This window comes from Streptomyces sp. NPDC086787, from assembly GCF_044745865.1.
In the GTDB taxonomy this organism is placed as follows: Bacteria; Actinomycetota; Actinomycetes; order Streptomycetales; family Streptomycetaceae; genus Streptomyces.
Genome location: NZ_JBIVBC010000015.1, coordinates 15912 through 42499 on the forward strand (window position 1 = coordinate 15912; position 26588 = coordinate 42499).

Consider the following 26588-nt stretch of genomic DNA (forward strand, 5'->3'; position numbering starts at 1 on the left):
CAGCTCTAAGGGTGCCATGCCGGGGGCTCCCGACCGGCATCGGCCCGGCTTCGACGCGGGGGTGTGACCGGGCGCACGCACCGGCACCGGTCAGACCGGGACCCGTACGCCGTCGCGCGCGGCCCTGTCCGGCACGGCGTCCGGCACGGCGTCCAGCACCGCGGGCTCGCGCTCGTGGTCCAGGAGGTACTCCAGGAGTTCCCGGCGCAGCGGGCGGGACGCGGGGGTGCCGGGCGCGCCGAGCACCGCCGCGAGGGCGGCCCGCACCGGCTCGGGTCCGTCCGCCAGGAGGCCGGTGACCAGCGGCAGGAGTACGGCGCGAACCGCGGGCCCCTGGTCGAGGCCGCGGTCGACGTACGCCGCCACGTGCGCCGCGGTCTCCGGGCGCAGTTCGGCGGTCTCCCGGACGAGGACGGAGATCCGGCGGGCGAGCGCGGGCGTGGTGACCTCGGCGAGCGCACGCAGCGCCTCGCCGGTTTTCCCCACGTCCGGCTCGGTCCGCAGTCGGGCCCGGAAGGCGTCGAGAACCGGGTCCGGGTCCGTGGCCAGGGCCGGAGCCAGGGCGCTCGCCGGGAACCGCGGGTCGCCTGCCGCGAAGTGCCGCAGGGCCGCGGGGAGATGGCGGGCGCGGGTGTGCGGGTCGCGTACCAGCAGGGCGAGGGCACCACCGTGCAGGGCGTGGTCGGCGGGGCGGGTGAGCAGGGTGAGCGCGGCGTGCCGCAGCAGTGCGTGGTGGGCATCGGTGCGCAGGTGGGGTGCCGCGTGCAGCCCGTGTGTCACGGCGGCGGCCCGCCGGGCGGGCCGTGGGTCGTGGGCCCAGCGGTCGACCGCCCGGCAGACCACGGACGTCTCGTCCTCGGCCAGCACCGCGAGCAGTTCGTCCGCTCTTGGGTGCGCGCTGTCCACGAGTACCTCGGTGAGGGCGTCCAGTGCGCCGTGCCGGTGGGTGTGCAGCAGCGCCTGGGCGGCGGTGGCCACGGTGGCGTGCGGGGTCGCGGGCAGCGGGCGCTCGTCGGCGAACCAGCGGGTCAGTTGCGGTTGTACGGCGGCGGGGTCGGCGGCCAGCAGACGGGCGACGGCGTCGAGGTACCGGCCGCCGCTCCCGGGCGCGGGCGCCTCGTCGGCCAGGACGAGCCGGCGCAGCAGGTCGTGACGCTCGGTGTCCGGGAGGGTCAGGGCGGTCCAGAAGGCGGGGCCGAACTCGGCGGGCACGGCGTCCTTGCGGCGGCGCCAGACGACGATCCGGTCCGCGAGCAGGCTCAGCACTCCGGTGTACGGCGTCGCGTCGGGCACGCCCAGGAGAGTCCGGGCGAGCAGCCGGGCGGGCCACCAGGCGTCCGGATCGGCGTCCAGGGCGTGGATCAGTTGCTCCAGGCGGGGGGCGAGACAGCAGGCCCCGTGCCGGCGGCCGAGCAGGAGCAGGGCCTGCGCCACGGGGCCCGCGCGGAGGCGGGACGGCGGGCCGGGTGGGTGGACCAGGGTGCGCAGGGCGTCGTCCAGGTCGAGGTGCAGTCCCTGGATCCAGTCGGCGAACTCCTCGTGCGCGAAGCGGTAGCCGTCACCGGCCTGCACCAGGAGCCCTTCGGCGAGGACTGCGGACGCCCAGCCGGAGCCGCCGCCGAGCCGGGCCGGGGCCGTTCCCCGGGGGAACAGCTCCTCGAAGGACCGTCGGTCCAGGTCGCCCCGCTCGGAGCCGAGGCCGCGTCGGGCAGCCCCATGGACCTGACCGGCGACCCGGGCCGCGAGGCGCCGTACGGCCGTACCGCGCGTGCCGTTTTCGGCGGCGAGCCGGACCGCGATGCGCAGGCACATCAGGTCGAGGTACGCGGAGAAGACGTCGTGGCGGTCGAGCCCGGCGGCGTCGGGGGCGTCCCGCTGGGCGGCGCGGACCTCGGACAGCAGCCGCAGGGTGAGCGGGTGGCGGGCGTCCTGGCCGGTGAGGGTGTCGTCGGGCACTTCGTAGCGGGAGCGGGCCAGGCGGGCCTCGTCGGGGGTGAGTCCGGTGAGCCGGAGAGGCGGTGTACCGGTGTCCCCCCGGCACTCCTCCCGGAACTCCTCTCGGCACGCGACCACCAACCGTGCCCCGTGCTCCCGCAGCCACTCCCCCGTCCGCTCCGTCCACGCGGGTGTGCGGTCGGCGAGGGCGGGCGGCATCCCCTCGGAGCCGTCCAGCAGGATCAGCAGGGGGCGTCCGGCCTGCCCGGCGACCCGGGCGAGGTCGTCCGCGGTGAGGTCTTCCGCTGTGAGGTCGTCCGCGGTGAGGTCGCGCACCCGCGTGAGGGTCCGCTGCACGGCGTCGGCCACCGAGTCGTCGGTGTCCTTCAGGTCGGTGCCGCGCAGCCACAGGGTGGGGGCCTTCCGGGTACCTCGGGAGTGCCGGGCGGCGAGGGCCGCGAGTTCCGTCGTACGACCGCTTCCCGGGGCGCCGACGAGGCGCAGGACGGTGCCCGGGCCGGAGGCGAACGCGTCCAGTGCGGCCGCCGTCGCGGGCCGCTCCGCCGGTTCCACCGTGCCGGGGGTGCCGTCCTGTGTCATCGCCGCGGCCGTGGCAGTGGCCGTGAGCTCCAGCACTCCGGCCAGGTTGAGGTCGGGGCCGTAGGCGGGGACGGTCGCCGCGTTGCGGGCGAGCAGTTCGGCGAGCGGGCCGGCCGGGGAGCGCGGCGGGATCGCGAAGCCCGTGTCCCGGTGGTCCGAGCGGAGCGCCGTGCCGAGCACGCCGAGCACGGTGCCCGTCGCGGCGTCCAGCACCGGGCCGCCGCTCGCGCCACCGCCGGGCCGGAGAGCGTCCTGTCCGGCCGTGCCGATGGCCAGTTCCAGTGCGTCGTGGAGGTGGCGGGGGCGGTCCGTTGCCGTGTACGTCACATCGGTCGCGCCGAGGACTCGGGCCTGGCGCCAGTGGCCGGCGGCGATCCACACCTCGGTGCCCGTGGGGATCCGGTCCCGCACGGTGACCGGAAGCGGGTCCAGGCCGAGGCCGTCGGTGCGCACGAGGGCCAGTCCGAGTTCCGGCAGCGGGGTGACGTCATCGGCGGTGACGAGGAAGTCGCCGTTCAGGACCAGCCGGTCGAGACCTTCGACGGCCTCGTGGCTGGTGATGAGCGTGCCCTGGTCGTCGGCGAGGAATCCGGTGCCGCGCGGGCGGCCGGCCAGGTCGCGGATCCGCACCAGGCCCGCTCGCGGATCCCGTACCACCATGTGAAAATCTCCCCGCTCGTCCATCCGTGACCAGTCTTCGACAGGTATGCCCGGAATGGTCGATGGTACGGATGGTGCGGGAAAAGCGCCCCCTTCCACTCCCCCGGTTCACTCCGAGCGCCTGCTCGGTCGGGTGAATGGGCGCGGGTGGGTGGATAACCCTAGGGGTGGGGGAACCGAGGGGGACCGTGGAGCGACGGCGACAGTGAGGACACCCCGTGGTCGTCGCTCCACGGACGGAACCCGCGGTCAGCCGAACACGGCCAGGCTCTTGGCCTTGCCCTTCTGCTCCTCGACGAGCGCGAGGAAACGGCCGTCCGGGCCGAAGACGGCCACGGGTCCGGCGCCCGCGTACACCTCGGGAGTCTCCAGCCGGACGCCGTTGATGAGCAGCCGGGCGCGGCGCGCGTCCACGTTCCAGCGCGGGAAGGCGGCGGTCGCCGCCTCGGCGACCGGCATGATGGCCAGGTCCTGCTGGAGCTGGTCGAGGGTGCGTGCCGTGTCCAGCTTGTACGGCCCGACGCGGGTGCGGCGCAGGGCGGTGAGGTGGCCGCCCACACCGAGGTCGGCGCCCAGGTCGCGGGCGAGCGCCCGGATGTAGGTGCCGGAGGAGCAGACGACCGAGACCACCAGGTCGAGCACGGGGGTGCCGTTCTCGGCGACGGCGTCCCGGACGTCGTACACCGTGAAGGACGAGACGGTGACGGGCCGCGCGGGAATCTCGAAGTCCTCGCCCTCCCGGGCCCGCTTGTACGAGCGCACGCCGTCGATCTTGATGGCGCTGACCTTGGACGGCACCTGCATGATGTCGCCGGTCAGCTTGGCGATGCCCGCGTCGACGGCCTCGCGGATGACCCCGGAGGCGTCGGTGGACGAGGTGATCTCGCCCTCGGCGTCGTCCGTGAGCGTGTTCTGCCCGAGGCGGATGGTGCCGAGGTACTCCTTCTCGGTGAGGGCGAGATGCCCGAGGAGCTTGGTCGCCTTCTCGATACCGAGGACGAGGACACCGGTGGCCATCGGATCGAGGGTGCCGGCGTGTCCCACGCGGCGGGTTCGGGCGATGCCGCGCATCTTGGCGACGACGTCGTGCGAAGTGAAGCCCGACGGCTTGTCCACGATGACGAGGCCGTCGGGCGGGGTGGGCTTGCTGGTCATTCGGCGGCGTCGTCCGTCTCGTCGGCCTCTTCGTCGTCCTCGGGCTTGCGGTACGGGTCGGCTCCACCCGCGTACGCGGCACCCGCGGACGCCTCGCGCACCTTCGCGTCGGACTGCCGCGCCCGGTCGAGGAGGTCCTCGATGTTCTTGGCGGTGTCCGGGAGGGCGTCGGCGACGAAGGCGAGGGTCGGCGTGAACTTCACGCCGGCCGCGCGCCCGACCTCGGAGCGCAGGATGCCCTTGGCGCTCTCCAGGCCGGCGGCCGCGGCCGCCCGCTCCTCGTCACCGCCGTAGACGGTGTAGAAGACGGTCGCCTCCCGCAGGTCCCCGGTGACCCGGGTGTCCGTGATGGTGATGTGCGAGCCGAGCCGCGGGTCCTTGATCCCGCGCTGCAGCTTCTGGGCCACCACCTCTCGGATGAGGTCCGCCAGCCTTTTCGCCCGCGCGTTGTCGGCCACTGGTCCGTCTCCCGTTCTTTCTTCTTCTGCGTTCTGTGGTGTTCGGTGGTCTAGTCGTCGTCGCCGTGCAGCCGTCGTCGTACGGACAGCAGCTCCACCTCGGGGCGGCCGGCGACCAGCCGTTCGCACCGGTCCAGTACGTCGGTGAGGTGCGCCGCGTCGCCGGAGACCACGGCGAGGCCGATGAGGGCCCGCCGGTGTAGGTCCATATGGTCCACCTCGGCCGCGCTCACCGCGAACTTCCGCTGGAGTTCGGCGACGATCGGGCGGACGACGGAGCGCTTCTCCTTCAACGAGTGGACGTCGCCGAGGAGCAGGTCGAAGGACAGAGTCCCCACGTACATGTGTGTGCCGGATGACCCGCCGGTGCGGGATCGATGGCCCCGCCTGATCCGGGCGGGGACATCAAGAACGTTACCCCGTTCCGCCCGGAGGCTCGACGGGGTTTTCCGCGCCCTCGGGCGCTGTCCCGGCCGGCTGCGAAGCCCCCGGAACGGCGTGCTGGCCGACGGGACCGAAGTCCCGTCGGCCAGCACCAACCATGGGTTGTTACACCCGCGGCTTCTCGCGCATCTCGTACGTCGCGATGACGTCGTCGACCTTGATGTCGTTGAAGTTTCCGAGGTTGATACCACCCTCGAAGCCTTCGCGGATCTCGGTGACGTCGTCCTTGAAGCGGCGCAGACCGGAGATGGTGAGGCTCTCCGCGATGACCTTGCCGTCTCGGATGAGGCGCGCCTTGGTGTTGCGCTTGACCTCGCCCGAGCGGATGAGGACACCCGCGATGTTGCCCAGCTTGGACGACTTGAAGACCTCGCGGATCTCCGCCGTACCGAGCTCGACCTCCTCGAACTCCGGCTTGAGCATGCCCTTGAGGGCTGCCTCGATCTCCTCGATCGCCTGGTAGATGACCGAGTAGTAGCGGACGTCCACGCCCTCGCGCTCGGCCATCTGCGCCGCGCGGCCGGCCGCGCGGACGTTGAAGCCGATCACGATGGCGTCCGAGCCCATCGCCAGGTCGATGTCGGACTCCGTGACCGCACCGACGCCGCGGTGCAGGACGCGGATGTCGACCTCTTCGCCGACGTCCAGCTGGAGCAGGGAGGACTCCAGGGCCTCGACGGAACCAGAAGCGTCACCCTTGATGATGAGGTTGAGCTGCTGGATCTCGCCGGCCTTGAGCACCTTGTCCAGGTCCTCGAGGGAGACACGACGCGTGCGCTTGGCGAACGCGGCGTTGCGCTCACGGGCGGCACGCTTCTCGGCGATCTGACGGGCCGTACGGTCCTCGTCGACCACCAGGAAGTTGTCGCCCGCACCCGGGACGTTGGTCAGGCCCAGGACCTGGACCGGCGTCGACGGGCCCGCTTCGGCGACGTTGTTGCCGTTGTCGTCGAGCATGGCGCGGACTCGGCCGTAGGCGTCGCCCACGACCATCGTGTCGCCGACCCGCAGGGTGCCTCGCTGAACGAGGACCGTCGCCACGGCACCACGGCCGCGGTCGAGGCGGGACTCGATCGAGATGCCCTGCGCGTCCTGGTTCGGGTTGGCCCGCAGGTCGAGCGAGGCGTCCGCGGTGAGGACGACGGCCTCCAGGAGGCTGTCGATGTGCAGACCCTGCTTGGCGGAGATGTCGACGAACATGGTGTCGCCGCCGTACTCCTCGGCCACCAGGCCGTACTCGGTCAGCTGACCGCGCACCTTGGTCGGGTCGGCGCCCTCGACGTCGATCTTGTTGACCGCGACGACGATCGGGACGTCGGCCGCCTTGGCGTGGTTGAGCGCCTCGACCGTCTGCGGCATGACGCCGTCGTTGGCCGCGACGACCAGGATCGCGATGTCCGTCGACTTCGCACCACGGGCACGCATGGCGGTGAACGCCTCGTGACCCGGGGTGTCGATGAAGGTGATCTTGCGCTCTTCGGCGTTGACCTCGGTCGAGACCTGGTAGGCACCGATGTGCTGGGTGATGCCGCCGGCCTCGCCCGCGATGACGTTCGTCTTGCGGATGGCGTCGAGCAGTCGGGTCTTTCCGTGGTCGACGTGACCCATGACGGTGACGACCGGCGGACGGACCACCAGGTCCTCCTCGTCGCCCTCGTCCTCGCCGAACTCGATGTCGAAGGACTCGAGCAGCTCGCGGTCCTCCTCCTCGGGGCTGACGATCTGAACCGTGTAGTTCATCTCGCCCGCGAGGAGCTGCAGCGTCTCGTCGGAGACGGACTGCGTGGCCGTGACCATCTCGCCCAGGTTCATCATCACCGCGACGAGCGACGCCGGGTTGGCGTTGATCTTCTCGGCGAAGTCGGTGAGCGACGCACCGCGCGACAGGCGAATGGCTTCGCCGTTGCCGCGAGGCAGCATCACGCCGCCGACCGACGGGGCCTGCATGGCCTCGTACTCCTGGCGCCTCTGCCGCTTCGACTTGCGGCCACGACGCGCCGGACCACCGGGACGACCGAAGGCGCCCTGCGTGCCACCACGGCCACCGGGGCCACCGGGACGACCGCCGAAGCCGGGACGGCCACCGCCGCCACCGCCGAAGCCGCCGCCACCACCGGCACCGGGGCCACCGCCACCGGGACGGCCGGCGAAGCCGCCACCACCGGGACGGGCGCCGGGACCACCCGGGCGACCGGCGAAGCCGCCGCCACCCGGACGACCGCCACCGCCGCCACCGGGACGACCGGCACCGGCCGGACCACGGCCACCGCCGGGGCCACCGCCGGGACGGGGACCGGCCGCGGGACGCTGCGGCATCATGCCGGGGTTCGGACGCGGGCCACCGGGACCGCCACCCGGACGGGGACCGCCACCCTGCGGGCGGGGCATGCCGGACGGGGACGGCCGGGAGCCGCCCGGACCCTGCGGACGCGGACCGCCGCCCTGACCGGCCGGAGCCTGCGGACGGGGACCGGCGCCGGGGGCACCGGGACCGCCGGGACGGGCGCCGCCCTGCGGGCGGGGCGCCTGCGGGCGGGCCATGCCGGTGGAGCCACCGGACGTGAACGGGTTGTTGCCCGGACGCGGACCGGCCGGACGACCGCCCGGTCGCGGAGCCTGACCGCCGGGGCGCTGGGCACCCTGGCCCGGACGGCCCTGACCCTGACCGGGCGTGGCCGGACGGGCACCGCTCGGCTTCGGAGCGGCCGGACCCGGACGGGCACCGGAGCGCGGGCCCTGCGCGGCGGCCGGGGCCGGAGCCGGGGCCGCAGGCGGGGCGGTGAACTCGGGCGCGGCCGGGGCCGGGCGCGGCGCGGGCTTCGGGCCCGGCACCGGGCGCGAGCCGGCGGCGGGCGCGGGGGTCACCGGGGCCGGAGCGGGAGCCGGAGCCGCGGGGGCCTCGGGCTCCTGGGCCGCGGGAGGCTTGGGGGCGGCCGGCTTCGGAGCAGCCGGACGTGCCGCCTGCGCCGGAGAGGGCGCGGCGGGCCTGGGGGCAGCCTTGCGGGGGGCGGGCTTGCCGCCGCCCTGGAAGGCGTCAGTCAGTTTGCGTACTACAGGCGCCTCGATCGTCGAGGACGCCGATCGGACGAATTCACCGAGTTCCTGGAGCTTGGCCATGACGACCTTGCTCTCCACACCGAACTCCTTGGCGAGTTCGTAGACCCGGACCTTAGCCACTTCGCTCCTTTGAGGTCCGGGTTGCGGCCGGACCGTCGCTAGTTCATGCGCGTACTCATCGCGTGCTCATCGAGTGCTCATCGCAATCTCGACCTACTTCCAACTCGCGGGGTACCTAGCCGCACGGACGTTCCGCACGACGCTTTTACGGTGTTGCCTGATCGGCAACTGTCGTCTGCTCGACGTACTGGCGCAACGCCTTTGTGTCGAGCGCTCCCGGGGCGCGCAACGCCCTCGGGAACGCCCGGCGGCGTTCTGCCTGGTCGAGACAGACCAGTGCGGGGTGCACATACGCACCCCGGCCGGGCAGCGTACCGCGAGGATCGGGGGCGCAAGCGCCCTTGATCGCCACGATGCGCAGCAGCTCCGTCTTGGCCGACCGCTCCCGACACCCCAGACAGGTGCGTTCAGGGCATGCTCGGGCTCGCATCCGGCCAGACACAGCTAAGTCTACCTCCCCGCGGCGACCTCACCCTTTTGGGTAGGCGATCGAACGTCTGCCGCGTTGTTACTGACGAGATCTGAACCGTTACCGGCTGAGATCTATTCCTCCGGCCGGTCCGACGGCTGCTCGGTGTCCGGCCGGATGTCGATACGCCATCCGGTGAGACGCGCCGCGAGCCGGGCGTTCTGGCCCTCCTTGCCGATCGCCAGCGACAGCTGGTAGTCCGGCACGGTGACCCGGGCGGAGCGGGAGGCCAGGTCGACCACCTCGACCTTGGAGACCCGGGCGGGGGACAGGGCGTTCGCCACCATCTCGGCCGGGTCGTCCGACCAGTCGACGATGTCGATCTTCTCGCCGTTCAGCTCGCCCATCACATTGCGGACGCGGCCGCCCATGGGGCCGATGCAGGCACCCTTGGCGTTCAGGCCCGAACGGGTGGAGCGAACGGCGATCTTGGTGCGGTGCCCCGCCTCACGGGCGATGGCGGCGATCTCGACGGATCCGTCGGCGATCTCCGGCACCTCCAGGGCGAAGAGCTTCTTCACCAGATTGGGGTGGGTACGCGAAAGGGTGACCGACGGCCCGCGCACGCCCTTCGCCACCCGGACGACGTAGGAACGCAGCCGCATGCCGTGCGGGTAGGTCTCCCCCGGCACCTGCTCCTGCACCGGCAGGATGGCCTCCAGCTTGCCGATGTCGACCAGGACGTTCTTCGGGTCGCGGCCCTGCTGGACGACACCGGTGACGATGTCGCCCTCGCGCCCGGCGTACTCGCCGAGCGTCGCGTCGTCCTCGGCGTCGCGCAGCCGCTGGAGAATCACCTGCTTGGCGGTGGTCGCGGCGATACGGCCGAAGCCGGACGGGGTGTCGTCGAACTCGCGGGGCTCCTGGCCCTCTTCGACGTCCTCGGGGTCCTCCTTCGCCCACACGGTCACATGCCCGGTCTCCCGGTTGAGCTCCACGCGCGCGTGCCGGCGGCTTCCCTCGGTGCGGTGATAGGCGATGAGGAGGGCCGACTCGATCGCTTCGACCAGCAGGTCGAAGGAGATCTCCTTCTCCCGAACCAAGCCCCGCAGGGCACTCATGTCGATGTCCACGGCTACGCCTCCTCTTCCTTCTCGTTCTCGATGGACTTCTCGTTCGAGTCCTTGCGGTTGAACTCGACCTGCACGCGTGCCTTGTCCACGTCGGCGAAGGCGAGCCTGCGCGCGGTGGCCTTGCGGCCCTTGACGCCGGGCACCTCCAGGTCGAGGCCCTCCGCGTCGGCCTCCAGGATCCTGGCGACGAGCTCACCACCGTCGCCCAGCTGGAACCGGACCAGCCGGCCCACGGCGCGCGCGTAGTGGCGGTACTCGGTGAGGGGGCGCTCCGCGCCCGGGGTGCCGACCTCCAGGTCGTAGGCGCCCTCGCCCATTGCTTCCGTCTCGTCGAGCTTCGCCGAGAGCGCGCGGCTCACATCGGCGATCTGATCCAGGTCCGCACCGGTGTCGGAGTCGACGACGACGCGCAGCACCCGCTTGCGTCCGACGGAGTCCACAGCGATCTCTTCGAGATCGAGGCCTTGTGAGATGACGAGCGGTTCCAGAAGTTCTCGCAGCCTCTCGCTCTGGGTGGTGCTCATCCGGGTGACTCCTCGGCCGCGTGTGCTGTTGTGGGATTGATCGCGTGTCTGGTCAAAGGGTATCCGGTCGTGGGGTGTGTTGCCGTCCACCCTCGGGCCGACGGTGCCGGTGAGCGGTGCCGGTGGGGTGCGCGGGTACCGTGATCAGTGGCGTGCCCGCCCTTTTCTTCGTACGAGTTCTCCGAGGACGTCTGCCGTGCCGTTCCCCCCGCCGTCGCGCACCCCTTCGGGACCGCGCAGAAGAACCCTGCTCGCCTCGGCCGCGGGGGCCGCCCTGCTCGTGGGCTGCTCCCCCGGCGGTGCGGACGGCGGCCCGGCCGCCGTCCGGTCGGCCGTCGAACGGGCACGCGCGCGTGCGTCGCGGGACAGCCTGGGGCTGGTGGCGCGGTACGACGCGGTGATCGCCGCGCATCCGGCGCTGGCGGAGCGGCTGCGGCCGCTGCGGGCGGAGGTCGCGGCGCACGCGAAGGCGTTCGCGGACGACGCGTCGGGGGCGCCCGGCCCGGCCAACCCGTCCGCCTCGGCTTCCGCTTCCGGCTCGGCGTCCCCGTCGGCGCCGGCCGACTCACAGGGCGCGGTGGCCGCGCTCGCCGCCGACGAGCGGGCGCTGGCCGACCGCCGGGCCAAGGACCTGCTGGACGCCCCCGGCGAACTGGCGCGGCTGCTGGCCTCGGTGGCGGCGGCCGGGGCGGCGCACGCGTATCTGCTGACGGAGGGCGCCAAGTGAGCGACGGGACCAAGGACGCGGCCGGGAAGGACGAGCTGACGGCTCTTCAGGCTGCCCTGGCCGCCGAACACGCGGCGGTGTACGGCTACGGCGTGGTCGGCGGCCGGATCGGCACGGCGCGCCAGGCCCAGGCCCGTACGGCCTACGACGCGCACCGCGCCCGGCGGGACGCGCTGGCGCGGGAGGTGGGCGATCTGGGCGCGGAGCCGGTCGCCGCGAGCGCCGCCTACGCGCTGCCGTTCGCGGTTCCGGACTCGGCGGCGGCGGTACGGCTCGCGGCCGAACTGGAGGACCGGGTGGCCGGTGTGTACTCCGACCTGGTGCGGGCGAGCGACGGCGCACGGCGCGGCGCGGCCGCAGCGGCGCTGCGTGAGGCAGCGGTGCGCGCGGTGCGCTGGCGCGGGGAGAGCGTAGCCTTCCCTGGTCTCGCCGAACGGGCCGGCGAGACGGCCGCTACGGCTTCGCCCAGGTCCACGCCGACGCCCACCCCCTCGGCGACCGCGACGGCGTGACGCCGTACGTCGGCCGGTGACAGCAGGAAGGAAACGACTCGCGCATGGCTTTCGAACCGCCGCAGCGCCTGGTGCGGGCGCTCGGTGAGACGGCGCCCGAGGGTGACGACTGGCTGGAGAAGCTGCCGGAGGCGGCCCGACAGGCCGTAGCGGCGCGTGAGTTGACCGTCGAGCGGGTGCAGATGCCGGGCGGGCGCGGCAGTCTGGTGGTGCTGGTACGGCGGCCGGACGGGACCCCGGCCGTGCTGAAGCTGGCCCCGCCGCGGGCCCGGCCGGAGAGCGAACGGGCGGCGCTCGCCCACTGGGACGGGCGGGGCGCGGTGCAGTTGCTGGAACCGTTCGCCGCCGAAGGGGTGTTGCTGCTCGAACGGCTGCACCCGGATGTGTCGGTGCGCTCTCTGCCTGAGGCGAAGGCGCTGCTGGAGGCGGCGGGGACGCTGCGGCGACTGTGGGTGGAGCCGCCCGAGGCGGACGCCGCCCGGGTGTTCGAGACCGTCTCCGAGCGAACCGGACGGCAGGCGGCGGCGATGCGGGCGAGTGCCCTGGCCGAGCCCGAGGCCGCCCCGCTGGTCGACCGGGCGCTCGCGGCTCGCGAGGAGCTGCTGGCCGCGCCGCCCGAACACCGGCTGCTGCACGGCACCTTCCGGCAGAGCAAGGTTCTCGCCGGTGAGCGGTCGCCGTGGCTGGCGGTGGGCCCGGACCCGGTGCTCGGCGAGTGCGCCTTCGATCTGGCGCGCCTGGTACGGGACCGGGTGGAGGATCTCATCGCCTCCCCGTCGGGAGCGGCGACGACCCGGCGCCGTGTGAAGCGGCTCGCGGAGTCCCTGGACGTGGACCAGGAACGGCTGCGGGGCTGGACCCTGTTCCGGGCGGTGGAGTCCGGTGTCCGGGCCCTGCGGGTGGGCCGGGCCCGTGACGCGGAGCTGCTGCTGGAGTTCGCGGGCTGGCTGTAGGCGCCGGGGCGGCCGGGTTACGGCCGCCCCTTCGGCGACCCTCGTCCCTGGGCCGACACACCCCCGCCCCCGACCGGTCGGCGCCGGTCGAGGGCGGGCGATGGCAGCGTGCCAGGTTCTACTCCGCCGTCAGACGGGTGATCGCCTCCTCGACGGTCAGTTCCTCGCGTGCGCCGGTCTTGCGGTCCTTGAGTTCGAGGACGCCCTCGGCGGAGCGGCGGCCGGCGACCAGGATCTGCGGGACGCCGATGAGTTCGGCGTCGGTGAACTTCACGCCCGGGGAGACGCCGGGCCGGTCGTCGACCAGGACGCGCAGTCCGGCCGCGCGCAGCTTCTCCGAGACGTCGAGGGCGAGTTCGGTCTGGAGGGCCTTGCCCGCGGCGACCACGTGCACATCGGCCGGGGCGATCTCGCGGGGCCACACCAGGCCGTGCTCGTCGGCGGTCTGCTCGGCGAGGGCGGCGACGGCACGGGAGACGCCGATGCCGTAGGAGCCCATGGTCACGCGGACCGGCTTGCCGTTCTGGCCGAGGACGTCGAGCTTGAGGGCGTCGGCGTACTTGCGGCCCAGCTGGAAGATGTGCCCGATCTCGATGGCGCGGTCCAGCTTCAGGCCGGTGCCGCACTTCGGGCAGGGGTCGCCCTCCTGGACGACCACGACGTCCACGTACTCGTCCACCTCGAAGTCACGGCCCGCCACGACGTTCTTGGCGTGCATGCCCTCCCTGTTGGCGCCCGTGATCCAGGAGGTGCCGGGGGCCACCCGCGGGTCGGCGAGGTACTTGACCTTCTCCAGGCCCTGCGGGCCGACATAGCCGCGGACCAGGTCCGGGCGGGTCGCGAAGTCCGCCTCGGTGACCATCTCGACGGTCGCCGGGGCGAAGTGCGCCTCGACCTTGTCCAGGTCGACCTCGCGGTCCCCGGGCACGCCGACGGCGACGATCTCGCCGTCGACCTTGACGAGGAGGTTCTTCAGCGTGGCGGAGGCCGGGACGCCGAGCTGGGCGGCGAGCGTCTCGATGGTCGGGGTGTCGGGGGTCGGGATCTCCTCGGCGGCGGCCACGCCGGAGCCGTCCACCGGCTTCAGCTCGTAGGTGATCGCCTCGGTGTTGGCCGCGAAGTCGCAGTTCGGACAGTCGGCGAAGGTGTCCTCGCCGGCTCCGGCCGGGGCGAGGAACTCCTCGGACTTGGAGCCGCCCATCGCGCCGGCGGTCGCCGCGCAGATGCGGTAGTCGAGGCCGAGGCGCTCGAACACCCGCTGGTAGGCCTGGCGGTGCAGGGCGTACGACTGGGCGAGGCCCTCGTCCTCCAGGTCGAAGGAGTACGAGTCCTTCATCAGGAACTCGCGGCCGCGCAGGATGCCGGCCCGGGGGCGGGCCTCGTCACGGAACTTGTTCTGGATCTGGTAGAGGATCACCGGCAGGTCCTTGTAGGAGGACGCCTGGTCCTTCACCAGCAGGGTGAAGATCTCCTCGTGGGTGGGTCCGAGGAGGTAGTCGCCGCCCCTGCGGTCCTGGAGCCGGAACAGTTCCTGGCCGTACTCGTCCCAGCGGCCGGTCGCCTCGTACGGCTCGCGCGGCAGCAGGGAGGGGAGCAGCACCTCCTGGGCACCGATCGCGTCCATCTCCTCGCGCACGACGCGCTCCACGTTGGCGAGGACCTTCCTGCCGAGCGGCAGCCAGCTCCAGATACCGGCCGCGGTACGGCGGACGTAGCCCGCGCGGACGAGGAGCTTGTGGCTGAGGACCTCGGCATCCGCCGGGTCGTCGCGCAGCGTCTTCGCCATCAACTGGGACATGCGCTGGACCGGTGCGTTGGCCATGGTTCTCGTACTCCTGCCGGGAAAGTGGTGATGGCTAGGAGGTTAGCCGGGTGCGCGGGGCCGGTGGAAATCGGTTATGGGGTCCTAAGGGGCGGACTGCGGACGGCGCAGCGGGAGCGGGGCGCCCATCACGGCGTACGGCTTGGCGGCGCTCGGGAAGTGGACCTGGCGGGCCAGGTCCTGGTAGCCGAGGGAGTGGTAGAGGCCGCGGGCTGGGCTGTCGGTGTCGATGGCGGACAGGATCGAGCGGGGTTCGGGGGCGCTGTCGGTGATGGTGGTGATCAGGGCGCGGCCGATCCCCTGGTTCTGGCGGTCCGGGTGGACGTGCAGCTCGGTGATCACAAAGGAGTCGTCCAGCCATCCCTCGTGGCCCTGCGCGCGCAGATAGGGCTCCACGACGGTCGACCACCAGTGGATGCGGTCGTTGGGCATGCCGTAGACGAACCCGGCCAGTCGGCCGTCGGGGGTGGTGGCGCCGAGGGCGCGGGCTCCCGGGAAGGTCATGTGGCGCAGCACGATCTGCCTGCGCACGGCGACCTCGTCGGCGCCGAGCCCGAAGGCGACGGCCTGTACGGCGAGGGCCTCGTCCACGTGGGCCGGCAGGTCGAGCGGGCCGATCACGACGTCGTCGGGGTTGCGGTGACCATGACCGTGACCGGGAAAGCGCAACATGCGGGGAGACTACAGGGATCGCAGCGGGCTCAGGAGTGCGCTGTGGGGCGCGGCCGGAACACGACACGGTGTGCCGGTCGCACGGGCCACGCCGGAACGTTTGCTCTAGAAGAGGATGCTCATGAACGCGCCGACTTCCTTGAACCCGACCCGGCGGTACGTCCTTCTGGCCGCGGTGTTGAAGTCGTTGACGTAGAGGCTCACCGTCGGGGCCACGTCCGCCAGCGCGTAGCGCAGGACGGCGGCCATGCCGGGGGCGGCGAGGCCCTTGCCCCGGTACTCGGGGGCCACCCATACGCCCTGGATCTGGCAGGCCTCGGGGGTCGCGGCGCCGATCTCCGCCTTGAAGAGGACCTTGCCGTGGTCGTCGAGACGGGCGAAGGAACGGCCGGATCCGACCAGTTCGGCGACCCGGGCCTGGTAGAGCAGTCCGCCGTCACCGGCCATCGGGGAGACGCCGACCTCTTCGGTGAACATCGCCACGCAGGCCGGCATGATCGTGTCCATCTCGTCCTTGCGGATGCGGCGGACATAGGGATCGGGGGCGATGTCGGTGGGCATGCGGTCGGTGACCATGAGCGGCTGCCGGGCGCGGATCTCGCGGGCGGGTCCCCAGTGCGGTTCGAGGAGTCGCCACAGTGCGCCGGTGGACTCGGCGGGACCGACGATGGAGGAGCAGCGGCGGCCGGCCCTGCGGGCGCGGTCCGCGAAGCCGCGCACCGCGCGCGGGGTGGCGCAGACGGGGACGAGGTTGGCGCCCGCGTAGCACAGTGAGGTCAGCATGCCGCCCTCGTACCAGCCCCACATCTCTCCGCCGAGCCGCCAGGGGTCGAGGCCCGCGACGCGCACCCTGGACGTCACGAAGGCGTTCGTGACCGGCTCACGGTCGAGGACCGCGAGCGCGGCATCCAGGTCGCCCGGTTCGAGCACCCTGGTGGTGGTCTGCGTCAACAAGTGCGGGAGCCTCACCCTGGGATCTGCTGATCTCCGCACTGTACCTGGCGTGCCTTTGCGGCGCCGCCCGGTAACGCCCACTACGCGGCGTCGGCCCGGGGCCGCCCGGGCCGGTGGCACAGCCCGGGTCCGGTGGCTCAGCCCGCGACCGAGACCGACGGCTCGCCCGAGGCGATTCCGTCCGCCTCCATCTGTTCGGCCAGCTTCATGGCTTCCTCGATGAGGGTCTCCACGATCTTGGACTCGGGGACGGTCTTGATGACCTCGCCCTTGACGAAGATCTGGCCCTTGCCGTTGCCGGAGGCGACACCGAGGTCGGCCTCGCGGGCCTCGCCCGGTCCGTTGACGACGCAGCCCATGACGGCCACCCGGAGCGGGACCTCCATGCCGGTCAGGCCCGCCGTGACTTCCTCGGCCAGCTTGTAGACGTCGACCTGGGCCCGGCCGCAGGACGGGCAGGAGACGATCTCCAGGCCGCGCTGCTTGAGGCCCAGGGACTCCAGGATCTGGTTGCCGACCTTGACCTCCTCGACGGGCGGGGCCGACAGGGAGACGCGGATGGTGTCGCCGATGCCCTGGGAGAGCAGGGCGCCGAAGGCCACGGCGGACTTGATGGTGCCCTGGAAGGCCGGTCCCGCCTCGGTGACACCGAGGTGGAGCGGGTAGTCGCACCGGGCGGCGAGCTGACGGTAGGCCTCGACCATGACGACCGGGTCGTTGTGCTTGACGGAGATCTTGATGTCCCGGAAGTCGTGCTCCTCGAAGAGCGACGCCTCCCACAGCGCCGACTCGACGAGGGCCTCCGGCGTGGCCTTGCCGTACTTCTGGAGCAGCCTGCGGTCCAGCGAGCCCGCGTTCACACCGATACGGATCGGTGTGCCGTGGTCCTTCGCCGCCTTGGCGATCTCCTTGACCTTGTCGTCGAACTGCTTGATGTTGCCCGGGTTCACCCGGACGGCGGCGCAGCCCGCCTCGATCGCGGCGAACACGTACTTCGGCTGGAAGTGGATGTCCGCGATGACCGGGATCTGCGACTTGCGGGCGATGGTCGCGAGGGCGTCCGCGTCGTCCTGCGTCGGGCAGGCCACCCGCACGATCTGACAGCCCGACGCGGTCAGCTCCGCGATCTGCTGAAGGGTCGCGCCCACGTCGGACGTACGCGTCGTGGTCATCGACTGCACCGACACCGGCGCGTCCCCGCCGACCGCCACGGAGCCGACCTGGATCTGCCGGCTCTTGCGGCGCTCGGCGATCTTGGTCGGGACGGACGGCATGCCGAGAGAAATCGCAGTCATCTGCTGTGCAACCCCATGTCGTGGATCAGGTTCCGGTCCCGTACGGGCGGGCTCCAGGCTTCGAGATTACGTCACACCGCGGAATCGGAGCACATCCCCACCCGCAAACCCACTCGATGGAAGGCGGCCCGGGACAGATCGTCCCGGGCCGCCGCGAACTCGGTGTGGCTAGGAGATTTTCACCGGGTTAACCACGTCCGCGATCAGGACCAGGATCGTGAAGCAGATGAAGATCCCGGCCACCACGTAGGCCACCGGCATCAGCTTGGCCACGTCGAACGGACCGGGGTCCGGGCGGCGGAACACCCTGGCGAGGTGGCGGCGGATCGACTCCCACAGGGCGCCGGCGATGTGGCCGCCGTCGAGCGGGAGCAGCGGGAGCATGTTGAAGAGGAACAGGGAGAGGTTGAAGCCCGCGACCAGCATCAGGGCCATGGCCAGCTGCTGGGTCGGCGGGATGTCGAGGGTGAAGATCTCGCCGCCGACGCGGGCCGCGCCGACCACGCCGACCGGGGAGTCGGCCTCGCGCGGGGCGCCGTCGAAGGCCGCGTTCCACAGGGCCGGGATCTTGCCGGGCAGGCCCGCGATGGAGTCGACGGCGTGGCTGAGCTGGTCGCCCATCCAGGTGACGGACTGGCCGAAGTCCTGCCGGGCGATGCCGTTGGCGGCGCTGAAGCCGAGGAAGCCGGCCGGGGTGAACCCGTCGATCACCTGTCCGCGCGAGTCCTTCTTCGCGACGGTGTTGCTGACCAGAGTGGCGTGCAGGGTCAGTTCGTGGCCCTTGCGGTCGACCACGATGGCGACGGTCCTGTCCGGGTTGGCGCGGATCAGGTCGGAGAGCGTGTTCCAGTTGTCGGTGCGCACTCCGTCGAAGGAGACGATTTTGTCACCGGCCCTCAGTCCGGCCTTGGCGGCCGGGGAGACGGGGTCGGACTTCTTGCAGGTGTCGGTGTCCCGCTTCTCACTCTGCGAGATGACGCACTTGGAGACCTCGCTGACGGTGGTCGTCTGCTGGGAGATGCCGAAACCCATGAGGACCGTGAAGAACAGGGCGACGGCGAGCACGAGGTTCATGAAGGGGCCCGCGAACATCACGATGACCCGCTTCCACGGGGCGCGGGTGTAGAAGAGGCGGGTCTCGTCGCCGGGCTTGAGTTCCTCGAAGGCCGCCGAGCGGGCGTCCTCGATCATGCTGCGCCAGGGCGAGGTGGAGCGTGCGGTGATCTTTCCGTCCTCGCCGGGCGGGAACATGCCGATCATGCGGATGTAGCCGCCGGCCGGGATCGCCTTGATCCCGTACTCCGTCTCGCCCTTCCTGCGTGACCAGATGGTCGGGCCGAAGCCGACCATGTACTGGGGCACGCGGATGCCGAAGAGCTTGGCGGTGGACAGATGCCCCAGCTCGTGCCAGGCGATCGACACCAGCAGGCCGACCACGAAGACGACTATGCCGAGGATCATCATCAGGGCTGTCATGCACGCGCCTCCGCAGTCGCCTTGTGCGCTGTCAGTTCCCGGGCCCGGGCTCGTGCCCAGGTCTCCGCTTCGAGGACGTCCGGCACGGTCAGCGAGGTTCCCGTGTTCGGAGTGCCGTGCTCCTCGACGACCCGGGTGACGGTCTCCATGATCCCGTTGAAGGGCAGGACACCGGCCCGGAACGCCTCGACGCACTCCTCATTGGCCGCATTGAACACCGCCGGCGCGGTGCCCGCGAGCTGTCCGACGTGCCGGGCGAGGTTCACGGACGGGAAGGCGTCGTTGTCGAGTGGGAAGAACTCCCAGGTGGACGCCTTGCTCCAGTCGAAGGCGGGCGCCGCGTCCGGCACCCGTTCGGGCCAGCCGAGACCGATGGCGATCGGCCCGCGCATGTCGGGGGGCGTCGCCTGGGCAAGCGTGGATCCGTCGGTGAACTCAACCATCGAGTGGACATACGACTGCGGGTGCACGACAACCTCAATGCGGTCGAAGGGAATGTCGTACAGCAGGTGTGCCTCGATGACCTCCAGGCCCTTGTTGACGAGGGTCGCGGAGTTGATGGTGATGACCGGGCCCATCGCCCAGGTGGGGTGCGCCAGGGCGTCCTCGACGGTCACCCGGTCCAGCTCCGCCCTGGTACGGCCGCGGAACGGGCCGCCGGAGGCCGTGACGACCAGCTTGCGCACGTCGGCGCGGGTGCCGGCGGCGAGCGCCTGGAAGAGCGCGGCGTGCTCGGAGTCCACCGGGATGATCTGGCCCGGCTTGGCCAGCGCCTTGACCAGCGGGCCGCCGACGATCAGCGACTCCTTGTTGGCGAGCGCGAGGGTACGGCCCGCTTCCAGGGCGGCGAGCGTCGGGGCCAGGCCGATGGAACCGGTGATGCCGTTGAGAACGGTGTGACAGTCGGACGCGGCGACCTGGGCGGCCGCGTCGGGTCCGGCGAGGATTTCGGGGAGCGGCTCACCGGCGCCGTACTGCTCGGCGAGCGCCTCACGCAGTGCCGGTACGACGTCCTCGCGGGCGACCGCCACGGTCCGCGCCCGCAGCCGGTACGCCTGCTCGGCGAGGAGGCCCACCCGGCCGCCGTTGGCGGACAGCGCGGTGACCCGGAAGCGGTCGGGGTTGCGCAGGACTAGGTCGATGGCCTGGGTGCCGATGGACCCGGTGGAGCCGAGAATCACCACGTCCTTGGGGCCGTCGGTGCCGACGGGGTCGTAGACGAGGTGCGGGTCGGCGAGCGGCGCCGGACTGGCGGGACTGTCGGTCATTCCCCCATTGTTGCCGCAACCGGAGGCCGGGTGGACAGCGCGTCCCCCGCGCGGGTGCCTTATCAGGGCTCGTGAGCGAATGGGACGAAATCCCCTTTGTGAAGTACACGTGAAGATCATGTGATAGCACTTCAGTCCTGGCCGGTACTCCGACCGGCCCGAGGACGACGTCCTGACGACATCCTGGGGGGATCTCGCCATGCTCACCCTGCGCATACGCGCCGCGCTGCCCGCTCTCGCGGGCGCCGCACTGCTCACCGGCACCGTACTCAGCACCCCGGCCGAGGCCGCCGGTGGCGTGACCATCCATCACGTCTACTTCGACAGCCCCGGCTCGGACACCCGGTCCAACGCGAGCCTGAACGGCGAGTGGGTGCAGATCAGGAACACCGGCCGCTCGGCGGTCTCGCTGAGGGGCTGGGTCCTGAAGGACGTCTCCAACCACAGGTACGCCTTCCCGAACGTCACGATCGGCGCGGGGAAGTACATGAAGATCCATACCGGCAGCGGCCGGGACACCACGTCGGACAAGTACCAGAACCGGCGCGCCTACGTGTGGAACAACACCAGCGACACGGCGACGCTGACCAAGGCGAACGGCGCCAAGGTCGACTCCTGCTCCTGGACGACGCGGGATCCCAGCGACAAGTGGTGCTGACCGCTACCTGCTGATACCCGCTGACACCGGCTGACCGTCACCTGATGGGACGGTGCAGGTTCTCCCGGGTGCTCGGGCCCGGGGTCGCGTCCGCGATCCAGGGACCCTCGCCCGACGGGTCGACGACGCCCTGCTCCAGCCACTCGTAGGCACCGCCGAGGACACCCTTGACCACCTTGCGGTCTAGGTCGTCGGTGTTGCTCCACAGTCGCTGGAACAGCTCGTCGACCCGGATCCGGGACTGCCGGCAGAAGGCGTCGGCGAGCTGGTAGGCCTCCCGGCCGTGGTCTCCGTCACGGCGCAGCCGCTCGGCCCGGACACAGGCCGCGCTCATCGCGAACAGTTCCGCGCCGATGTCCACGATTCGGCCCAGGAAGCCCTGCTTTGTCTCCATCCGGCCCTGCCAGCGGGACATGGCGTAGAAGGTGGAGCGGGCGAGCTTGCGGGCGTGCCGCTCGACGTAGCGCAGGTGCGGGGAGAGGTCCACCCCGTGCTTGAACTCGCCGTAGGCGGAGGGCAGCTGGCCCGGTCCGGCGACCAGCTTGGGCAGCCACTTGGCGTAGAACACGCCCGCGTTCGCGCCGGCCTTCGCCTTGTCCGACAGGGACTTCTCGGGGTCGATGAGGTCACCGGCGACCGAGAGGTGGGCGTCCACCGCCTCGCGGGCGATCAACAGGTGCATGATCTCGGTGGAGCCCTCGAAGATGCGGTTGATGCGCAGGTCGCGCAGCAGCTGTTCGGCGGGGACCGCGCGCTCGCCGCGCGCTTTCAGGGACTCCGCCGTCTCGAAGCCGCGGCCGCCACGGATCTGGACCAGCTCGTCGGCCATCAGCCAGGCCATCTCGGAGCCGTAGAGCTTGGCGAGGGCGGCCTCGATGCGGATGTCGTTGCGCTGCTCGTCCGCCATCTGCGAGGACAGGTCGACGACCGCCTCCAGCGCGAAGGTGGTGGCGGCGATGAAGCTGATCTTCGAGCCGACGGCCTCGTGCAGCGCGACCGGCTTGCCCCACTGCTCGCGGGCCGCCGACCACTCCCGGGCGATCTTCAGACACCACTTGCCCGCGCCCACGCACATCGCGGGCAGCGACAGCCGGCCGGTGTTCAGCGTGGTGAGCGCGATCTTCAGGCCCGCGCCCTCGGGGCCGATCCGGTTGGCCGCCGGGACCCGGACCCGGTGGAAGCGCGTGACGCCGTTCTCGATGCCGCGCAGGCCCATGAAGGCGTTGCGGTTCTCGACGGTGATGCCTTCCGAGCCCGCCTCCACGACGAACGCGGTGATCCCGCCCTTGCGCCCCTCCGACTTGGGCACACGTGCCATCACGACGAGGAGATCGGCGACCACGCCGTTGGTCGTCCAGAGCTTCACGCCGTCGAGCACGTAGTCGTCGCCGTCCGGGACGGCGGTGGTGGCCAGCCGGGCCGGGTCGGAGCCGACGTCCGGCTCGGTGAGCAGGAAGGCCGAGATGTCGGTGCGGGCACAACGGGGCAGAAAGGTTTCCTTCTGCTGTTGGGTGCCGAACATCTTCAGCGGCTGCGGGACACCGATCGACTGGTGGGCGGAGAGCAGGGCCCCGATCGCGGGGCTGGCCGATCCGACCAGGGCGAGCGCCTTGTTGTAGTAGACCTGGGTGAGGCCGAGGCCGCCGTACTTGGTGTCGATCTTCATGCCGAGGGCGCCGAGCTCCTTGAGCCCGTCCACGACCTCGTCCGGGATCCGCGCCTCGCGTTCGATGCGGGCCGAGTCGATGCGGGTCTCGCAGAAGTCACGGAGCTTGGCGAGGAACTCCTCGCCGCGCTGCGCGTCCTCGTCGGCCGGCAGCGGATACGGATGGATCAGGTCGAGCCGGAACCGGCCGAGGAACAGTTCCTTGGCGAAGCTCGGCCTGCGCCAGTCCTGTTCCCGGGCGGCCTCCGCCACCTGACGTGCCTCGCGCTCGGTGACCGTGGGTTTGGTGGTGGGGGCGGACATGAGGTTCACCTCGCCGCGAATAGGGAGTCAGGGGACCGTTCACTACCGACCAGTGCTACTGGATCGTTGGTACCCGAAATGGGGCGACCCCACCAGTCCTCGCGCGAGGGTTCGGTGCGCGGGGCGGCCGGCGGCGGGCCCTGGGGCCCCCTGCGGTGCCCGGTCCCGGGGCGGATCCGGGAGGGATGGGACGCACTGCGCCGAACGGGTGTCGGCGAGGCGGCGGCGCAAGTCGTCGGGGCCGGGTGCGGAGCGGTCCGGTTTCCGCCGTACACGTCTCTCAACTGGCCGGTATGGAGCGTCAGTTACCGGAGGGGCACGAGGTAGCTTTCGGTCGGTCTCCGTGCATCGCTCCCCCGCGTTCTCCCCGCCTTCCCCCGCGCCTCTCTCCCCGCCCGCCCGCAGAAGGGACTCCCCCTCGTGTCCTCCGGCCCCTTTTCCCTCACGCTGGCCAATCTGCTGCTCCGGCTCGACTTCCGCTCCCGCCGCACCCCCGACCGGGTGTTCGACCGGCTGCTCGCCGAGTCGGGTCTCGCCGACGGCGACGAGCGGTTCGCGGACGACTTCCGGACCCTGCTGCGCTGGTGGGCCGGTGCGGAGAACCTCACGCCGGTGGGCTGGGTGTCCGCCCGGGGGCACGTCGGCCGGCATCTGGCCAACCGGGCCCGGATACGGCGGCTGATCGCCGAGCACCCCCGGATCGCGGCCGAGCCGGTCGAGCGACCGGTGTTCGTGGTGGGTCTGCCGCGCACCGCCACCACACTCACCCACGGGGTGCTGTCGCTGTCCGAGGAGCACCGCTGTCCGCTGCTGTGGGAGTTGCTCACCCCGGATCTCGACCGGGGGCCGGAGGGGGACGCGAAGTCGGTCAGGGCCGCGCGGCTGCTGGTCGGTTCGATCGACCGGTTCACGCCGGGCTTCCGGGACATCCACGCGCTGCGGCCGGAGGGCCCCGAGGAGTGCACCTTCGCGCTGCCGCACACCGTGATGCCGCTGTCCCAGGCGCGTATCCCGCAGTACCTGGGCTGGCACGACCGACGGGACTTCGTCCCCGACTACCGCCACCTCAAGGAGGTGTACCAGGTCCTCCAGTACGGCCGTCCGCGCCGCCGCTGGGTGCTGAAGTCCCCGCTGCACCTGGAGAACCTGGACGCGCTGCGCGCGGTCTTTCCGGACGCCACGATCGTGTGGACGCACCGTGACCCGGCCACCGCCGTGGCCTCGTTCTGCAGCCTGGTCGAACACGGCATGGCGGTGAGCACCCGCCCCGTCGACCTGCACGGCATCGGCGCGACCTGGCTGGAACTGCTGAGCCGGTCCGTGACCCGCGGCCTCGCCGCCCGCGCGGCGATCCCCCCGGAGTCACTGGTGGACGTCCCCTACTCCTGGCTGGGATCCGACCCCGCGGCGGGCGCCCCGAAGCTCTACGCGGCCGTCGGCGCCCGCTGGACCGACGCCGACGCGGCCCGCCTCCCGAAGGTGGCCGCCCGCCCCCACGGCACCCGCCCCCACCGCTACGACCTGACCCGCTACGGCCTGACCGACACCGACGTCGCGACGGCGTTCGCGGACTACAACGCCCTGCGCGCGGAGGTCGACCGGGCCTGACGTTACTGTCCGGCTCATGACGACGTGGTGGCCCTACCTGGACGAGCCGACCCGTGGGGAGGTCGACGCGGACGTGCCGGCCGATCGCCCTGTCCAGGCGATCAGGGTCGTGTGGGAGGCGCTGCGCCCGCTGGGGGTGGGGGTGGGGCTGTACGACGCGCAGCGGGTCGTCCACGAGCGTTATGAGGTGCTCGGTGATCGGGTGCGCAGGGCGCCGCCCGATCCGCTGGACGTCGCCTCGCTCGCCGCCCGTGCCGCCGCGCAGCCGGGCAGGGTGGTCGCGGTGGAGGCCGTCTGGGACGGCGACACGGTCCACGACTGGTTCGTGGTCCTGGTCGCCGTACTGGAGGAGCCGGCGGGGGAAGTCTGCCTGGCGACCGTGTACTGGCGTCGGGGCGAGCCCGGGCCGGCGGTGGTCGCCGGTGAGGCGGGACGGGCTCCGGCCCGTCACCTGGGGGTGCCGTTCCACTTCGCCTCGCCGGACGATCCCGACGACGAGGCGCCGCGTTGGCGGGAGGTCCGGTGTCCAGGGCAGTGAAAAGAGCCCGGCAGCGCAGACAGCGGTGCCGGGCTCTCTCGGAGGTGGGTCAGAGCGCGAGGCCCGTCAGGACCAGTACCCGCTCGTAGGTGTAGTCGTCCATCGCGAACTTCACGCCCTCGCGGCCGACGCCGGACTGCTTGGCGCCGCCGTACGGCATCTGGTCGGCGCGGTAGGACGGGACGTCGCCGATGACCACGCCGCCGACCTCGAGCGCGCGGTGGGCGCGGAAGGCGGTCTGCAGGTCGTGGGTGAACACGCCCGCCTGAAGGCCGTACTTCGAGGAGTTGACGGCTGCGAAGGCCGCGGCCTCGCCGGTGACCTTCTGCACGGTGAGGACCGGTCCGAAGACCTCCTCGCAGGCGACCTTCGTGTCGGCCGGGACGTCCGCGAGGACGGTCGGCGCGAAGGAGGCGCCGTCGCGGTCGCCGCCGGTGAGCAGCGTGGCGCCCGCCTCGACCGCCTCCTTGACCCAGGACTCGACGCGCTCGGCGGCGGCCTCGCTGACCAGCGGGCCGACGTCCGTCCCGTCCTCCGACGGGTCGCCGGTGACCTGGGCCTCGACGGCGGCGACGATGCGCGGCAGCAGCCGGTCGTACACGGCTGCGTCCGCGATCACCCGCTGCACCGAGATGCAGGACTGGCCGCCCTGGTAGTTGGAGAAGGTCGCGATACGGGTCGCGGCCCAGTCGAGGTCCTCGTCGCCGGCGAAGTCACCGAGGACGACGGCCGCGCCGTTGCCGCCGAGCTCCAGGGTGCAGTGCTTGCGGGGCACCGAGTCCATGATCGCGTAGCCGACCTGCTCGGAACCGGTGAAGGAGATGACCGGCAGGCGCTCGTCCTGGACCAGGGCGGGCATCTTCTCGTTGGCGACCGGGAGGATCGACCAGGAGCCCGCGGGCAGCTCGGTCTCGGCGAGCAGGTCGCCGATGATCAGGCCGGACAGCGGGGTGGCCGGGGCGGGCTTGAGGATGATGGGGGCGCCGGCGGCGATGGCCGGGGCGACCTTGTGGGCGCACAGGTTCAGGGGGAAGTTGAACGGCGCGATACCGAGGACGACGCCCTTCGGGAAGCGGCGGGTGAGCGCCAGCCGGCCCTGGCCGCCGAGGTCGGTGTCCAGGCGCTGGGCCTCGCCGCTGTTGAACCGCCGGGCCTCCTCGGCCGCGAAGCGGAACACGGACACGGCACGGCCGACCTCGCCGCGCGCCCACTTGATCGGCTTGCCGTTCTCGGCGGAGATCAGCCGGGCTATCTCCTCGGTGCGCTCGGCGAGACGCCTGCTGACGTGGTCCAGGGCGGCGGCACGTACGTGGGCCGGGGTGGCGGCGAACTCGTCCTGCACCGCGTGCGCGGCGGCCACGGCCTCCTCGACCTGGGCGTCCGTCGGCACGCTGACCTTGCCGACCAGCCGTCCGTCCCACGGGGAGGTGACGTCGAAGCTGTCCTCGCCGGTGACCTGGCGGCCGGCGAGCCAGAAGGCGTAGGTGGAAGTCATGTGCGAGTCCCGGCCCTTCCGAGTTGGGGGTGGTGTGTCTTGTTTCGTTTTCTTTCGTTTCCCACGGTAGGACGGGGGTGTGCCGAGGGCGCTTGTCCGAGTCGTACTGGTGGGAAGCGGGCATGCGCCGGATTGGCCAGTGGCCC

Annotated in this window: 22 protein-coding genes; 6 read left to right on the forward strand and 16 right to left on the reverse strand. The window is 71.8% G+C overall.

Translation table 11 applies throughout. The features are described 5' to 3' along the window. Positions 1-90 precede the first annotated feature (90 nt). From ACIPK3_RS27610 to rimP, 8 genes are all read right to left on the reverse strand, one after another. Positions 91-3195 (reverse strand): trypsin-like peptidase domain-containing protein, encoded by a 3105-nt coding sequence (locus ACIPK3_RS27610; protein ID WP_402573912.1) that lies wholly within the window; start codon positions 3193-3195, stop codon positions 91-93. Between the two features lie 249 nt (positions 3196-3444). After that, the gene (truB, locus tag ACIPK3_RS27615; RefSeq protein ID WP_402573914.1) at positions 3445-4350 is read right to left on the reverse strand and encodes a tRNA pseudouridine(55) synthase TruB; all 906 of its coding nucleotides are present in this window, start codon (positions 4348-4350) and stop codon (positions 3445-3447) included. Continuing rightward, complete coding sequence (gene rbfA / locus ACIPK3_RS27620; protein WP_402573916.1) at positions 4347-4808, reverse strand: 30S ribosome-binding factor RbfA; 462 nt, start codon at positions 4806-4808, stop codon at positions 4347-4349. Before rbfA ends, truB begins: the two co-directional genes overlap by 4 nt. A 50-nt stretch (positions 4809-4858) precedes the next feature. Continuing rightward, a complete protein-coding gene (locus ACIPK3_RS27625) occupies positions 4859-5152 on the reverse strand; it encodes a DUF503 domain-containing protein (protein WP_402573917.1) in 294 nt (97 codons plus the stop codon). Positions 5153-5357: 205 nt separating this feature from the next. Further along, positions 5358-8429 carry a translation initiation factor IF-2 gene (infB, locus tag ACIPK3_RS27630; RefSeq protein ID WP_402573919.1) on the reverse strand — a complete coding sequence of 1024 codons (3072 nt, stop codon included), beginning with the start codon at positions 8427-8429 and terminating at the stop codon, positions 5358-5360. Between the two features lie 145 nt (positions 8430-8574). Beyond that, positions 8575-8871 carry a YlxR family protein gene (locus ACIPK3_RS27635; protein WP_402573921.1) on the reverse strand — a complete coding sequence of 99 codons (297 nt, stop codon included), beginning with the start codon at positions 8869-8871 and terminating at the stop codon, positions 8575-8577. Positions 8872-8972: 101 nt separating this feature from the next. After that, on the reverse strand, positions 8973-9971 hold the full coding sequence (gene nusA, locus ACIPK3_RS27640; RefSeq protein WP_402573923.1) for a transcription termination factor NusA: 999 nt from the start codon (positions 9969-9971) through the stop codon (positions 8973-8975). A gap of 2 nt (positions 9972-9973) precedes the next feature. Next, positions 9974-10495, reverse strand: a complete 522-nt coding sequence (rimP, locus tag ACIPK3_RS27645; RefSeq protein WP_402573925.1) for a ribosome maturation factor RimP — start codon at positions 10493-10495, stop codon at positions 9974-9976. A gap of 196 nt (positions 10496-10691) precedes the next feature. Here rimP and ACIPK3_RS27650 point away from each other — a divergent pair, with 196 nt between their 5' ends. Genes ACIPK3_RS27650 through ACIPK3_RS27660 form a run of 3 tightly spaced genes read left to right on the forward strand, consistent with a single transcriptional unit; the run spans position 10692 to position 12687 of the window. Further along, entirely contained in the window at positions 10692-11222 is a 531-nt protein-coding gene (locus ACIPK3_RS27650; RefSeq protein WP_402573927.1) for a hypothetical protein, read from the forward strand. Beyond that, a complete protein-coding gene (locus ACIPK3_RS27655) occupies positions 11219-11734 on the forward strand; it encodes a ferritin-like domain-containing protein (RefSeq protein ID WP_402573929.1) in 516 nt (171 codons plus the stop codon). The genes ACIPK3_RS27650 and ACIPK3_RS27655 overlap by 4 nt, the downstream gene beginning before the upstream one ends. Positions 11735-11778: 44 nt before the next feature. Beyond that, positions 11779-12687 (forward strand): aminoglycoside phosphotransferase family protein, encoded by a 909-nt coding sequence (locus ACIPK3_RS27660; protein WP_402573930.1) that lies wholly within the window; start codon positions 11779-11781, stop codon positions 12685-12687. Positions 12688-12805: 118 nt separating this feature from the next. Here ACIPK3_RS27660 and ACIPK3_RS27665 read toward each other — a convergent pair whose 3' ends face one another. The 6 genes from ACIPK3_RS27665 to dxr form a co-directional block, all read right to left on the reverse strand. Beyond that, a complete protein-coding gene (locus tag ACIPK3_RS27665) occupies positions 12806-14509 on the reverse strand; it encodes a proline--tRNA ligase (protein ID WP_402573932.1) in 1704 nt (567 codons plus the stop codon). A gap of 84 nt (positions 14510-14593) precedes the next feature. Beyond that, the gene (locus ACIPK3_RS27670) at positions 14594-15181 is read right to left on the reverse strand and encodes a GNAT family N-acetyltransferase (RefSeq protein ID WP_402573934.1); all 588 of its coding nucleotides are present in this window, start codon (positions 15179-15181) and stop codon (positions 14594-14596) included. 105 nt (positions 15182-15286) lie between these two features. Beyond that, positions 15287-16135: a GNAT family N-acetyltransferase gene (locus ACIPK3_RS27675; RefSeq protein WP_402573936.1), complete on the reverse strand. Its 849-nt coding sequence runs from the start codon at positions 16133-16135 to the stop codon at positions 15287-15289. Between the two features lie 137 nt (positions 16136-16272). Further along, the gene (ispG, locus tag ACIPK3_RS27680; protein WP_402573938.1) at positions 16273-17430 is read right to left on the reverse strand and encodes a flavodoxin-dependent (E)-4-hydroxy-3-methylbut-2-enyl-diphosphate synthase; all 1158 of its coding nucleotides are present in this window, start codon (positions 17428-17430) and stop codon (positions 16273-16275) included. Between the two features lie 168 nt (positions 17431-17598). Then, a complete protein-coding gene (locus ACIPK3_RS27685) occupies positions 17599-18894 on the reverse strand; it encodes a M50 family metallopeptidase (RefSeq protein ID WP_402574118.1) in 1296 nt (431 codons plus the stop codon). Positions 18895-18902: 8 nt separating this feature from the next. Further along, positions 18903-20174: a 1-deoxy-D-xylulose-5-phosphate reductoisomerase gene (dxr, locus tag ACIPK3_RS27690; protein ID WP_402573940.1), complete on the reverse strand. Its 1272-nt coding sequence runs from the start codon at positions 20172-20174 to the stop codon at positions 18903-18905. Between the two features lie 199 nt (positions 20175-20373). Here dxr and ACIPK3_RS27695 point away from each other — a divergent pair, with 199 nt between their 5' ends. Continuing rightward, positions 20374-20832 carry a lamin tail domain-containing protein gene (locus ACIPK3_RS27695; protein WP_402573941.1) on the forward strand — a complete coding sequence of 153 codons (459 nt, stop codon included), beginning with the start codon at positions 20374-20376 and terminating at the stop codon, positions 20830-20832. Positions 20833-20869: 37 nt separating this feature from the next. Here the strand turns inward: ACIPK3_RS27695 and ACIPK3_RS27700 are convergent, their stop codons facing one another. Continuing rightward, positions 20870-22801: an acyl-CoA dehydrogenase family protein gene (locus tag ACIPK3_RS27700; RefSeq protein ID WP_402573943.1), complete on the reverse strand. Its 1932-nt coding sequence runs from the start codon at positions 22799-22801 to the stop codon at positions 20870-20872. A gap of 420 nt (positions 22802-23221) precedes the next feature. On the opposite strand from ACIPK3_RS27700, the gene ACIPK3_RS27705 reads away from it, so the two are divergent. Together ACIPK3_RS27705 and ACIPK3_RS27710 are read left to right on the forward strand one after the other, a co-directional pair. After that, positions 23222-24409 (forward strand): sulfotransferase family protein, encoded by a 1188-nt coding sequence (locus ACIPK3_RS27705; protein WP_402573945.1) that lies wholly within the window; start codon positions 23222-23224, stop codon positions 24407-24409. Between the two features lie 16 nt (positions 24410-24425). Continuing rightward, positions 24426-24947 (forward strand): hypothetical protein, encoded by a 522-nt coding sequence (locus ACIPK3_RS27710; RefSeq protein WP_402573947.1) that lies wholly within the window; start codon positions 24426-24428, stop codon positions 24945-24947. Between the two features lie 49 nt (positions 24948-24996). Here ACIPK3_RS27710 and ACIPK3_RS27715 read toward each other — a convergent pair whose 3' ends face one another. Next, positions 24997-26442, reverse strand: a complete 1446-nt coding sequence (locus ACIPK3_RS27715) for an aldehyde dehydrogenase family protein (RefSeq protein WP_402573949.1) — start codon at positions 26440-26442, stop codon at positions 24997-24999. Positions 26443-26588: the final 146 nt, after the last annotated feature.

What these genes read in the sequence shown, in the direction of transcription:
- ACIPK3_RS27685 (WP_402574118.1), bottom strand. Translation starts at nt 18,894, where the DNA reads ATGATGATCCTCGGCATAGTCGTCTTCGTGGTCGGCCTGCTGGTGTCG.
- ACIPK3_RS27665 (WP_402573932.1), bottom strand. Translation starts at nt 14,509, where the DNA reads ATGGCCAACGCACCGGTCCAGCGCATGTCCCAGTTGATGGCGAAGACG.
- ACIPK3_RS27610 (WP_402573912.1), bottom strand. Translation starts at nt 3,195, where the DNA reads ATGGTGGTACGGGATCCGCGAGCGGGCCTGGTGCGGATCCGCGACCTG.
- truB (WP_402573914.1), bottom strand. Translation starts at nt 4,350, where the DNA reads ATGACCAGCAAGCCCACCCCGCCCGACGGCCTCGTCATCGTGGACAAG.
- ACIPK3_RS27695 (WP_402573941.1), top strand. Translation starts at nt 20,374, where the DNA reads ATGCTCACCCTGCGCATACGCGCCGCGCTGCCCGCTCTCGCGGGCGCC.
- ACIPK3_RS27660 (WP_402573930.1), top strand. Translation starts at nt 11,779, where the DNA reads ATGGCTTTCGAACCGCCGCAGCGCCTGGTGCGGGCGCTCGGTGAGACG.
- rimP (WP_402573925.1), bottom strand. Translation starts at nt 10,495, where the DNA reads ATGAGCACCACCCAGAGCGAGAGGCTGCGAGAACTTCTGGAACCGCTC.
- dxr (WP_402573940.1), bottom strand. Translation starts at nt 20,174, where the DNA reads ATGACCGACAGTCCCGCCAGTCCGGCGCCGCTCGCCGACCCGCACCTC.
- ACIPK3_RS27710 (WP_402573947.1), top strand. Translation starts at nt 24,426, where the DNA reads ATGACGACGTGGTGGCCCTACCTGGACGAGCCGACCCGTGGGGAGGTC.
- ACIPK3_RS27625 (WP_402573917.1), bottom strand. Translation starts at nt 5,152, where the DNA reads ATGTACGTGGGGACTCTGTCCTTCGACCTGCTCCTCGGCGACGTCCAC.
- ispG (WP_402573938.1), bottom strand. Translation starts at nt 17,430, where the DNA reads ATGACTGCGATTTCTCTCGGCATGCCGTCCGTCCCGACCAAGATCGCC.
- ACIPK3_RS27670 (WP_402573934.1), bottom strand. Translation starts at nt 15,181, where the DNA reads ATGTTGCGCTTTCCCGGTCACGGTCATGGTCACCGCAACCCCGACGAC.
- ACIPK3_RS27715 (WP_402573949.1), bottom strand. Translation starts at nt 26,442, where the DNA reads ATGACTTCCACCTACGCCTTCTGGCTCGCCGGCCGCCAGGTCACCGGC.
- ACIPK3_RS27700 (WP_402573943.1), bottom strand. Translation starts at nt 22,801, where the DNA reads ATGTCCGCCCCCACCACCAAACCCACGGTCACCGAGCGCGAGGCACGT.